The sequence below is a fragment of the Qipengyuania vulgaris genome (genome assembly GCF_009827325.1).
Classification (GTDB): domain Bacteria; phylum Pseudomonadota; class Alphaproteobacteria; order Sphingomonadales; family Sphingomonadaceae; genus Qipengyuania; species Qipengyuania vulgaris.
Map to the genome: position 1 here is coordinate 1 of NZ_WTYC01000018.1, position 11,723 is coordinate 11,723.

At 59.0% G+C, this 11,723-nt stretch carries 12 protein-coding genes; 9 read left to right on the plus strand and 3 right to left on the minus strand.

Annotated features, from left to right (window positions below):
• Positions 1-626 (plus strand): cbb3-type cytochrome c oxidase subunit I (locus GRI69_RS15600; RefSeq protein WP_237453165.1); only part of this gene is annotated, 626 nt, incomplete at its 5' end.
• Between the two features lie 94 nt (positions 627-720).
• The gene (locus GRI69_RS16220; protein WP_160729083.1) at positions 721-4,650 is read left to right on the plus strand and encodes a M10 family metallopeptidase C-terminal domain-containing protein; all 3,930 of its coding nucleotides are present in this window, start codon (positions 721-723) and stop codon (positions 4,648-4,650) included.
• 140 nt (positions 4,651-4,790) lie between these two features.
• Here GRI69_RS16220 and GRI69_RS15610 read toward each other — a convergent pair whose 3' ends face one another.
• The 3 genes from GRI69_RS15610 to GRI69_RS16325 form a co-directional block, all read right to left on the minus strand.
• A complete protein-coding gene (locus tag GRI69_RS15610) occupies positions 4,791-5,837 on the minus strand; it encodes a nuclease-related domain-containing protein (protein ID WP_160729084.1) in 1,047 nt (348 codons plus the stop codon).
• 21 nt (positions 5,838-5,858) lie between these two features.
• Entirely contained in the window at positions 5,859-6,062 is a 204-nt protein-coding gene (locus tag GRI69_RS15615) for a DUF6961 family protein (protein ID WP_160729085.1), read from the minus strand.
• A gap of 292 nt (positions 6,063-6,354) precedes the next feature.
• On the minus strand, positions 6,355-6,486 hold the full coding sequence (locus tag GRI69_RS16325; RefSeq protein ID WP_272916486.1) for a hypothetical protein: 132 nt from the start codon (positions 6,484-6,486) through the stop codon (positions 6,355-6,357).
• 180 nt (positions 6,487-6,666) lie between these two features.
• On the opposite strand from GRI69_RS16325, the gene GRI69_RS15620 reads away from it, so the two are divergent.
• The 7 genes from GRI69_RS15620 to GRI69_RS15645 all read left to right on the plus strand — a co-directional run bounded on the left by GRI69_RS15620 (position 6,667) and on the right by GRI69_RS15645 (position 11,423).
• Complete coding sequence (locus tag GRI69_RS15620; protein WP_160729086.1) at positions 6,667-7,200, plus strand: LuxR C-terminal-related transcriptional regulator; 534 nt, start codon at positions 6,667-6,669, stop codon at positions 7,198-7,200.
• A gap of 62 nt (positions 7,201-7,262) precedes the next feature.
• Positions 7,263-7,601: a hypothetical protein gene (locus GRI69_RS15625; RefSeq protein WP_160729087.1), complete on the plus strand. Its 339-nt coding sequence runs from the start codon at positions 7,263-7,265 to the stop codon at positions 7,599-7,601.
• A gap of 46 nt (positions 7,602-7,647) precedes the next feature.
• Complete coding sequence (locus tag GRI69_RS15955) at positions 7,648-8,127, plus strand: hypothetical protein (protein ID WP_202392065.1); 480 nt, start codon at positions 7,648-7,650, stop codon at positions 8,125-8,127.
• Positions 8,100-8,471: a JAB domain-containing protein gene (locus GRI69_RS16455; RefSeq protein WP_419957077.1), complete on the plus strand. Its 372-nt coding sequence runs from the start codon at positions 8,100-8,102 to the stop codon at positions 8,469-8,471. Before GRI69_RS15955 ends, GRI69_RS16455 begins: the two co-directional genes overlap by 28 nt.
• A gap of 40 nt (positions 8,472-8,511) precedes the next feature.
• Positions 8,512-9,123 carry a response regulator transcription factor gene (locus GRI69_RS15635; protein ID WP_160729089.1) on the plus strand — a complete coding sequence of 204 codons (612 nt, stop codon included), beginning with the start codon at positions 8,512-8,514 and terminating at the stop codon, positions 9,121-9,123.
• A gap of 191 nt (positions 9,124-9,314) precedes the next feature.
• The gene (locus GRI69_RS15640; RefSeq protein ID WP_160726971.1) at positions 9,315-10,223 is read left to right on the plus strand and encodes a tyrosine-type recombinase/integrase; all 909 of its coding nucleotides are present in this window, start codon (positions 9,315-9,317) and stop codon (positions 10,221-10,223) included.
• Positions 10,224-10,229: 6 nt separating this feature from the next.
• Complete coding sequence (locus tag GRI69_RS15645) at positions 10,230-11,423, plus strand: IS91 family transposase (protein WP_160726970.1); 1,194 nt, start codon at positions 10,230-10,232, stop codon at positions 11,421-11,423.
• Positions 11,424-11,723: the final 300 nt, after the last annotated feature.

Sequence of the window (11,723 nt, forward strand, 5' to 3'; positions counted from 1 at the left end):
CCGAAATATGGAAGGCACCGAAGGGTTGGGCCCGGCTGACCGCGGTAAACAACAATTACGTCGGCTTCTGGTATGTCGTCACTGCTTTTGGTTTCTTCCTTGCAGCGGGCGTCCTCGCTCTCGGCATGCGCGTGCAGCTCGCTGCTCCGATGCAGGATTTTCTCGGCGTCGACACCTACAACCAGTTTTTTACGATGCACGGAACGGTGATGATGTTCCTGTTCGCTGTGCCGATGGTAGAAGCGATAGGAATCATGCTGCTGCCCCAGATGCTGGCCGCGCGTGACCTACCATTCCCTCGCCTTTCGGCCTTTGCCTTCTGGGCCTATTTCGTTGGCGGGACGATGTTCTTTCTCTCCCTGTTCGTCGGTCTCGCGCCCGATGGCGGGTGGTTCATGTATCCCCCGCTTACCAGCATCGCGTTCAGCCCCGGCATAAATACCGATTTCTGGTTGCTCGGAATTGGTTTCATCGAGATTTCAGCCATCGCGGGAGCGATAGAGATCACTGTGAAGCGTGCTTGCAGGGCTACCGCCTCCGGCTGCTTGAGGCCGGTTCTAAAAACCGGCCTATCGGTCCGGTCAAATCCTCTCGGGGTCAATCCAATATTAGAGACAATTCATTGACTCAGGGGAAGTAATTAGGGAAACCTAATTCTATTGAGGGTTTCCGGAAGAGCCAACGTGCTAGGCCGGAATCGGGGTCACAAGGGCAATTCACATGACAATCAGGATCGGCTCGGTCAGCGAGAGTAACCACGCGCCTACTTCCAGCGTGAGCGGAAACCTGGCCAGCGGAAGCCGCGCGGGAATGACTGTCCTGGGGGTCGCCTTCGCTGGTCAACAGACGGGCAATGTCGGGACCCAGTTCGAAGGCACATTCGGAACGCTGGTAGTCGGCGAGAACGGCACGTTCGAGTATATTCTCGACAATACCGATACCGACACGGACTTGCTCTCAAGCGGCGAGACGTCACTCGACCGGTTCGTAGTAACCTACCGTCTCGGCGGGCAAACCTACACGATGGACGTGGAAATCGCCATTGGAGGCGTGGATGAGCCCGGCCAAACCTGGACCGAATACGGCGGCATAGTTCCGATCTACACAGATACGGTGATCGGGCGTGATACATTCGTGAGGTTCGAAAGCCCGCAAGGTTACTCTGACCGCGCCTACTTCAGCGCAGATGTCGTCGATTTCACGAATTACGGGTCAATCTCCTTTACCAGCAATGGCCGGATGCTTCAGGCCTATGCCTTGGCGGCGCCCGTTGGACAGGTGACCAATTTCGGGCGCATAACGGCGACAAGCGATGAAAACGAGATCGGCGATATCCTCCCGATCATCGGCTATGGTTATAATCACGGCGTACTGTCTGCGCTCCACCGTGCGCCGGCCGACCCCTCCATGCCCGACGGCCGTGCCATTGGCGGGGACGGAATTCTCGTCAACACCGGCCTCATCGAAGCGGTTTCCAATTTCGATGCCTATGGCGTCTGGAGACACGCGGAAGGCGGATCATTCGAGAACACCGGCTTCATTTATGTAGAAGGCGGGTCGGCCTACACTGGCAGCACATCGGATCCACTCGGCATCATTGGCTTTCGCTCGGGGGCCATCAATGATGTGGTGAACGATGGAACCGTTCATGTCATCTCGAATGCGAGCGCGATTGAATCGGTTGGCTTCTATTTCTTCGCCAACAGCACCAATATCTACAATCAGATGACCTTTGAGAACAACGGCACGATCGTCGCCGATCGTGCCATTTTCCTGGGTGGGAGATACGAAGCCTCGATTGAGGTCATGAATTCGGGTCATATCGAGGGGGCATTGGAACTCGTCAGCGGCGTCAATGTCATCACGAACGCTTCGGATGCATATTGGAGGGGCGATTTCCTTCTGGGACCCAATACGGATCTTCTCAGAAATGCCGGATTGATCGTTGGCAACGTCCAAATGGGCTCCGGTGCCGATCGGTATGACGGGCAGGGAAGTGGACGGGTAATCGGCAATGTCCTGGGGGGCGAGGGGAATGACTTCTTATCCGGGGGTCACGCGCGCGACTATTTGTACGGTCAGATCGGTAACGACGTACTCGTCGGGAATGGAGGGGCTGACACACTCTATGGGGGAGCAGGTAGTGATGTCTTCGTATACCGCTCTGCAAGCGATTCTACCGGTGTATCCCGCGATACCATCGCCGATTTCGAAAGCGGGATCGATCGGATTGATATCAGTGCGCTGAATGCTGAGAGTTTCACGCTTACGCAGTCAGGAAATTCGACCATCCTGCGTGCGCAGACCTCTAGCGGAGTCTTGGATGTTTCCGTCTCCGGATCCGTTGTCGCATCAGACATCGTCTCCTCCGCGCCCGCTTCGCGACTCGAGGGGAGCTACGGAAGTGACAATCTCTTCTCACTGGGAGGCGATACTACGCTTCGGGGGGTGGCCGGTGACGACGCGCTTTTCGGGGCTGCAGGGAACGACACGCTCGATGGCGGCGCAGGCATCGATCATATGTTCGGCGGCGCAGGTAACGATGTCTACTACATTAGTGATTACGGGGATCTTGTCGTAGAAACTGATGGCGGCGGAATTGACGAGGTCCGCTCCTCGGTCGGCTTCATCCTTCCCAATTATGTTGAGCGCGGTGTGCTTCTTGGAAGCAGCAATATTTCTATCCGCGGCAATGACTTGGACAATACGCTGATAGGAAATGCCGGTAACAATGTCCTGACCGGCGAAACTGGCAGTAATATGCTTATCGGCGGCTTTGGTGCGGATTGGTTCGAACTGCAGCGCGGCTTCAATCGCGTGGTTTACAACAGTGTCCAAGAGTCGACCGTCTATGGCGCCGATGTACTGCAAACAGATAATTCTGGTGAGTATCAGGGCGACTACGTCATCGATTTGACCGCGCTCGCGGTTCAGGAATTTGCAATCACAGGTGAGCGGCAACTCGCCAATTTCGGTGGGGCATCAGTATTTTACAGGACCTATACCGAGATCACCATTACGGCCGATACGGGCGAACTAGTGCTCCTGATCGATGGTGAGATCAACTTGGCCGCGTTCGACTGGAACAGGTCAGACGGCCTTGGAGGTGTCCTGAAAGGTTCTGCGGCAGGTGATCGTCTCGTCGGAGGAGACGATAAGGACTTCCTATACGGAAACGGAGGGGCAGACTATGTTTTCGGCCGACTTGGTGCTGATACGTTGGATGGCGGCGGAGGTAACGATACGTTAGATGGCGGCCAAGGTGCCGACGCGCTCTTCGGTGGTGCGGGCTGGGACAACCTTACCGGTGGCGAAGGCGACGATATCCTAGATGGAGGCTACGGCGACGACAGGCTCGACGGGGGAAGGGGTGTAGATACTGCTTCTTTCGCAAGCTCCTCTAACGCGATAAGTTTATCGCTCGCGTTGGGCGCGGTAGCGCAGAATACAGGGAATGGTTCTGACACCCTCATTTCGATAGAAAATGTAACTGGAAGCGATTTCGCTGATACCCTTGCAGGTGATGGCGGAAGGAATACGCTATCGGGTCTTGCGGGCAACGATATGCTGGAGGGTGCCGGGGGCGACGACACGCTGGACGGCGGTGGTGGCCGTGACGCGCTTCACGGCGGAGCCGGCTGGGACACCCTCGACGGCGGTGCGGGCAATGACCTGCTCGATGGCGGCAACGGCAGCGACCGAGCGTCCTATCTTTCCGCGTGGTCCGGCGTTACGGTCAGTATTGCGCTGGAAGGCGCCCAGAACACGCTTGGTTCCGGCTGGGACACGCTGGTGTCGATCGAGTATCTGACCGGTTCTGCATTCGGCGATACGCTGACCGGGAGCGATGGCGACAACCAGATCTTCGGCGATGCCGGTTCGGACACCATCTTCGGCGGCTTCGGCAACGACCTGCTGCTTGGTCAGGATGGCGACGACGTGATCGAAGGCCAGGCCGGCTGGGACACGCTGCGCGGCGATGATGGCAACGACACGCTTATCGGCGGCAATGGCGGGGACATGCTGCTCGGCAAGGATGGCATCGACACGCTCTCGGGCAATTCCGGCTTCGACCGCATCTATGGCGGCAGTGGCGACGACATTATCTCCGGCGGCGCCGACCGCGACCTGCTGTTCGGCGAGGCGGGCGACGACACCATCTCGGGCGATGGCGGCAACGACCTCCTGCAAGGCCACAATGGCGACGACACCCTCGATGGCGGTGACGGCAATGATACGATCAACGGCGGCGCGGGTAACGACGCCCTGCTGGGCGGTAACGGCGACGATATCCTGATCGGCAACTGGGGCATCGACACGATGACCGGCGGCGGCGGGGCCGACACCTTCCTCTTCAAGGCAGGCCATACGGGCAGCTACGAAAATATTGCCGACACCATCCTCGACTTCAGCCAAGCCGAGGGCGACATCATCGACCTCTCGCAGATCGATGCGATCGCAGGCGGCGGTGACGATGCCTTCGCCTTCATCGGCGATGCAGCCTTCTCCGGCACGGCAGGCGAACTGCGCTTCACTACAACCGAGAACGGCCTGATAGTAGAAGGCGACACCGATGGCGACGGCGTGGCCGATCTGTTCATCGCAGTCGATGGCCTCGCCGATCTGACTATGGGCGATTTCATGCTTTAGTCAAAGGGTCCAGTTTAAAGAGGTCCCCTCTCTAGGTTGGTGTCGGCATTAGAATGCGTCGGCAGGTAAATTGATCTGCCTCCCAATGTGTGTCGCTCCTGATGATGCTGGATAGCACCACCAGTAGGACTTGGTTGGGCCTAACTCTCACGCCGCTCAAGGCAGGATCGAGCGACCATCGATATGATATCCCTTATTACTTCAGTGATTTCCGATTCGGCGAGTAGCCAATTACGGTACCGCGGCATCCACTGACCGCGACCCTTGCACGATGTTTTGACCGCTTCGATCATAACATCGCTGCGATCGTTTCGGATCGCAAAACGGCCGTCCGGTATCCGGCTCACTTTCAATTCGCCGGCTGCAGTTTGAAAGGTCCAAGGCCCATCGCCGGTCAGTTCACGGACATCAGCGACTTGCGGCTGAAGCTGGCCATTTTCGGCGGCTGGATATTCTGTGCTGCCCCGGCTGGAGGGCAAGCCCAACATCGCCTGCCAATCGTATTGGGAAGGACGGTGCGCCGCAGCCAAGCGCTGTCCAAGCGCCTCGAAAGCTTCTTCCGACATCCCCTTGAGAAAGTGCTTTCCCATCATAAGCAGGGCAGTGCCGGTACCCAGTTTTTCCGACTGCCTGCGCCACCACTCACCAAAATTGTCCGATTTCACCACGTGTGCCTCACCGGGCAATTTCGAACGGTCTACACTCGATGTGGGAGAGATCAGAACGACTGGCTGGATCTTGTCGATCGCTGCGATGTCGTTCGCCTCAAGCCAGCGGCTTAGTAGTTCACATTGTCTGCGTGCCTGATTTAGAGGCGAGGGGATGTCTCGCGGCTTACCTCGGTTCCAAACAGTCCAGTCGCCATGCTCATCGCACGTTATTCGCCCGGCGTAGTTCTTGGTTTCCAGAACCCAGGCTGTAGCCTGGTAACGGTGGATGACGAGGTGATCGATTTGGGCGACTTCGTCACCCAGCTCCAAACGCAAGTCGTGCGCGATTCCGATCGATTGGCTAGTTCCGAACTCTCGGCCCAGAAAATGTGCTGCGCGACGCTCTCCCGACTGCCCTGAACGAATGTTGGCAATTTGCTTACTGATGCGCGATTGGTGCTTTTCAGGAGCTGATTCCAAAAGACGCTCCAGCTGCGCAATGTCGCCTGAGCGGTCGTCGGCATCTTTCCAAATCATGTGCTGCGGCCCTAGGTAAATTTAGTGAACGCTGCCTTCATTGCGGGAAAGCAGTTGCTGGCTTTTCCGCATGATGGCGGTGAAGGTCCGGGCGCCAAGCACTTCCCCTTGCTCGAGTAACTTGTCAGCTCGCATGGCAATGATCATCGGCGCTTCATCGCCATGCTTTTGGACATAATCGTGCGCGACGGCCCATTGCTCCCATTCGTTGACCGGGATGTCCATCACAAGTTTTCGCAGGTTGGGATACAGGCTAGCGAGTGGCCGCCGTCTCTCGAGGTTTCGTCCCGGTGCCTATCCATAGCAGGACGCTAGCGCTTCGAAGCTCGGGCAAAAAGTATTTTCCTACGCAGAACATTTATAGAACATAAGGCTCTCGAAGATTCGGAGGCAAAGATGTTCGTGTTGGATTCGATGGGTATGTTTGCGGTGGCTGCATTGGTGACAGCGATCAGTGCGCTCGTCTGGTCGTTGAGGCGAAAGCCGTGAGCAGCAAGCGGCTCGATGATCTGGGACTTCAGCAGACACGGCTATAGCCGAATGGAGTGCTCGCGAGAAAGTTGTGGGGCCCAACGATCTGCGAGGTGAAGGCGCTCGGATCACCCGGAGCGGCGAGCCGTTCGGAAACACCGAGCGCCTTCGTGGTCATCTCTATTCATCGCGGTTCGAATAATCAATCAGACCCGCTGCGGACCTTACGTCGTCTATCTTACACCTGCCGAAACCGACGATCTCGTCCAAATTCGCAATAAATGTTAGCATGGAAATCCGCTAGTCGCCGATCGGACGGGAGTTAACAACTGCGAGGGCATGGCCTATAGGCAAGCAAATGGCCGTTGGCACCGTCTCCCTCGAGAACGTCAGACAGTCGCTCACCGAGCGGCAATCTCTCGTGTTCGATAAAATTGCCGAGCGCCGATCCTACAAGGAGATTGCGGCAGAAATGGACATATCGGTCGCTCGCGTCGGCCAATATACCCAAGTGCTGAAGCACCGCTTCGAGGTTCAAACACTCGGTGATCTGGCTCACATCCATTCTCTGCTGGAAGTCAGGAATCGACCCCTTGAATCTGACCCATCCCCAAGATTCAATCTACCCCGCACCGCCGAAAATCCCGATCGCTCTTCTCAGGACGAGCGGACCGAATTTGTGTTCGCTGACATCGCCAGAAGCTCCGACGATTGGAAGGGTAGCTGGTATGTCGAACGCAACCATCGCGTCGTCCCGGGGGCTCTCGACGGAGAGCGCGGAACGATCTTTCGGCTTGGCTATATGCTTGCTGTCGCGATCGGACTTCCAGTTGCCGTGATCATTGTGATTGCAGCGATGCTGGCTCTGTCCGAAATGTTTGTCTCCGCCTAATCCGGCCTCCTGGATTTTAGCGCCCGCGCCTCGAGAGCGCGTCGAGCTATCGGAGACCAAGAATGACCAATCTTTCGATTGCCGGTCTGCGCATCCAGCGCAGCCTCATTGAGCTTGAGGCAGCCATCGAGGCTGCCATGACGGCCGCATCGACATTGAACAGCGACCTGCTCATGGCTCGTTCGGTTGAAGGCGCGCCGCCCGCTGCCGGACAAGCGGTCCTGATCAGGATGGGCGCTGCCCAGCAATCGCTCCTGAAAGCAAGCTCGGACACTTTCCGGATGCATGGCGACCTGCGCAAGCTAAACGAGGATGTCAAAGCGCTCCCCGCCGAAGACGGCGAATGTCCCGACCGCCATATGGCCGAGGCGCCCGGTGACCGTGAGAAGGCTGTAGCTTAAGTGCGTTCGGATTGACTGTCTGCAAAGGCATAACCAAGGGGCGAGAATGGAAATCGACCTTTGGTACTATCGCGGGACGATTACCGCAGCAGCGACCATTCTGCTTGCGCTCGCATGTTTCCTGCGTGGCGGGGGACCAGAGAGATACGCCGCGACCATTTTGTTAGCCATGCAGGCAGTCGACCGAATCTACCATTTTATCGCTACGGGCGGGAGGTCGATTTGGATCGTAAGCGACTACACAACAATCGATCTGGGTCACTTGCTGATCGATACTGTGAGCATGGTATGTTTCGCGATACTGGCTGTACGGGCGAACCGGGTTTACACCCTGTGGATCGGCGGCCTGCAACTTGTCATGGTGCTAAGCCATTTCGGGCGAGAGCTAGCCGCGGCGATCCATCCGCTCGCCTATGCAATTTCGAGCTACACTCCGTTTTATCTTCAGACTACGATCTTACTGATTGGGCTGATGCTGCACATCCGACGCATGAGGGAATGGGGCTCATATCGCGATTGGCGCTAAGCAACATCGTAGATGCACTTGCGGCCAATTCGCTCGAGCACCTGGTGGCAGTTTACAGCGACGAATACGGAAGAAGGCTAGCGTGCGAGGTGGTAGCCCATGGGCAGGCCAACCATGTTTCCACGAGCGCCAGGCATCTGGTGGTCCGTTGCCTCTCGTTCGATGCCAAGGGTCTGACCCTGCTGCACAATCACCCTTCCGGCCATGCAGAACCCAGCAGTTCGGACATCCGTCAAACTCTTCGTCTACGCGATTTGCTTGCCCCCTTGGATATCCGGCTGATGGATCATCTCATAGTTGGCCGGGATGCGCTTTTCAGCCTCCGCTCCGGACGCGTTATATGACTGATAACTGTCGCGAATACTCTCTTACAAGGTCTGACCAATGATGAGCGGAACTATAGATAAAGTCAGGTTTGCTGTCGTCGACGGGGACTATAAGCGGCGTGCGTCGGTTGTTCGCAAACTTTTGGACATTGGTGGCCATGTCGAACCATTCGAGCAGGCTGCTGAACTGGAGAACTTTTGCCGCGAAGAAACAATCGTGATGGTCTACGATGAGGGCCGATCAGTAGAAGACGTCCTGAACCTACAACGGCAAGAGGGCATCAACAATCCAGTCATTGGTTATACTGATGACACCGACATTTACAGGATTTCGGACGCGTTCCATCTCGGCGTTTCCGATTATATTCCGCTGCCCCTCGAGCCCAAGCGACTTCCGGCCCGCCTTGCAGCGGCTCTGGCCAAAACGAAGGCCAAGGCTCTCAATTATCGAAAGAGTGCAAAAGCACGTGAGCGGCTGAAGCGCCTGAGCAATCGTGAAGTGGAGGTCTTGGATTGTTTGGCGCAAGGAGCGAGCACCAAGCAAATCGCCACCGAGCTCGGTCTCAGCGCGCGGACTGTCGAAGTTCACAGAGCGAAAATTTATTCAAAGCTTGGCGTCTCTCATGCACTGGAAGCAGTCAAAGTGAAAACCGATTCCGAAACCATCTAGTTGATCGCTTTGGCAAGCTTACGTCGATTTTTGGCAACCAAGGAATCAAATGTAATGTCCGAAATGGGGCCGATGCACGAACCCGCTTCGCGGGATGGTTGCTTGTGGTGAGGGTGATGTAGAACGACGGGCGTAGCGTCTGGTCCGAGAGAGGCAGACGATCGTGGCTCCTTCAACCGAGGAGTCGAACGATGAACGAGATTATTCCGATTGGGCCTGTCAGCCCGCTGCGCCAGCGGCTGATCGAAGATATGACCCTGCGCCGGTTCAGCCCGGAGACGCAGCGCAACTATCTGCGCGATGTCGGGCGGTTCGCGACCTGGCTGGGGCGCTCGCCCCACACCGCGACCGCCGAGGATGTCCGGCGGTTCCAGATCGAGCAGCGGGACGCCGGCATCCCGGCGCCGACCATGAACAGCATCGTGTCGGCGCTGCGGTTCTTCTTCACTCACACGCTCGACCGTCCCGAGCTTGCCCGTAAGCTGGTCCGCACCGCGCACGCCCGCAAGATCCCGGTGGTGTTGACGCAGAGCGAGGTGAAGCGGCTGCTCGATGCGACCACCTGCCTCAAGCACCAGGCCGCGTTGTCGGTCGCCTATGGCGCGGGTCTGCGCGTCGGCGAGGTCGCGGCGCTCAAGGTGCGCGATATCGACAGCAAGCGCATGCTGCTCAGGATCGAACGCGGCAAGGGCGGGCGCTATCGCAATGCCATGCTGCCCGAAGGGTTGCTCGTGCTGCTGCGCGACTGGTGGCGCGCGGGCCGGCAGCAGGGCGTGCTCCACGCCGATGGCTGGCTCTTCCCCGGTCGAGGCGCCATGCTGCCGATCAGCACACGGCAGCTCCACCGCGTCGTCGTCGAAGCCGCCGAGGCAGCCGACATCGCCAGGCGGGTCGGACCGCACACCCTGCGGCACAGTTTTGCGACCCACCTGCTCGAGGACGGGGTCGATATCCGCGTCATCCAGGTGCTGCTCGGCCACGCCAAGCTGGGCACCACCGCGTTCTACGCCCAGGTGGCGACCAAGACGATGCGGGCGGTGGTCAGCCCGCTCGATCGGCTCGCGCTCGCGGCACCGGACAAGAAGGCGCCAAGCGGCTGAGAGCCGGTGCGCGCCTCACTCGAGGTCGCCGATGTCTTGCGTGCCGCCGGGCCAGCTTATCGGGCTACCCATGCCGGGCATCTGAGCCTGCAGCAGCTCAAGGTCATGTCGGCGATCGAGCACTGCCGCACCGCCGCGCTGGGCGGGCATGTCGAGGCCTGCACCGACTGCGGGCACTGGCGGATCGCCTACAACTCCTGCCGCAACCGGCATTGCCCCAAGTGCCAGGGCGCCGCCGCACGGACCTGGCTCGCCGCGCGCGAGGCCGACCTGCTGCCGGTCGGTTACTTCCATGTCGTGTTCACGCTGCCCGCCGAGATCGCCGAGATCGCGTTCACCAACAAGGCGCTCCTCTACGACCTGCTGTTCAAGACCGCCTCGGAGACGATGCTGACCATCGCCGCCGATCCCAGGCATCTCGGCGCCCGGATCGGCATCACCGCCGTGCTTCACACCTGGGGTTCGGCCATGACCCACCATCCGCACATCCACATGATCGTGCCGGGAGGCGGCATCGCGCTGGACGGGGAGAGATGGATATCCTCCCGCCCGGCTTTCCTCCTTCCGGTGCGAGTGCTGGGTGCACTCTTCCGCCGCCTGTTCCTCACCCGGCTGCTGGCGCTGCACGATGCCGGTAAGCTCGCCTTCTTCAGCCAGCTGGCACCTCTTGCTGACCGGCGCGCGTTGCTGCGCCACCTGTCGCCAGTGCGCAAGAAGCGCTGGGTGGTCTATGCCAAGCCGCCGTTCGCCGGTCCCGAGGCAGTGCTCGCCTATCTGTCGCGCTACACCCACCGGATCGCCATCTCGAACAGCCGTCTCCTCCGGTTCGGCGAGAGCGGCGTCACGTTCCGCTACAAGGATTATCGCCGCTCCGCGCCAGACCGTCAGCAAGTGATGACGCTCAGCGCCGACGAGTTCATCCGCCGCTTCCTGCTGCACTGCCTGCCGCGCGGGTTCCACCGCATCCGCCACTACGGCCTGCTCGCCGCCAGCACCCGCAAAGCCCATCTCGAACGCGCCCGTCAGCTGCTAGCGATCGCACCGCCGGCGACGGACGAGCCCTCCATCGAACCGCCCGATCCGCGTCCGGCATGCCCTTGCTGCGGCGGGCGCATGGTCGTCATCGAGACGTTCCAGCGCTGCCACCTGCCGCGCGGTCCGCCATACCCGATCGTCCCATCCGGCATGCCCACGCCGTGATCCGGCACGGCCCGACACCCTCGCGCCCCGCCGCAGCCACGCTTCCGGCGACAAGGACGTCTGCATATCGTCCGTCCAAGAGCGGTCGTCCCATCGCCAAAATCGGACGGACGCGCTTCCCACGGCTGCTGTGTCTCCACAAAATCGGACAGGCTGCTCTCAGGCACGTCCGCTTATCGGCACCGTCAGCAGACGCCCGGACAAACCCGAAATCAAAATCCCCATAGCTCATCGCGTGCGGCCCGCGGGTTCGGGCACCGTCGACTTTCCGACGCCTCACGGCGTCCGAAACTCTAAACG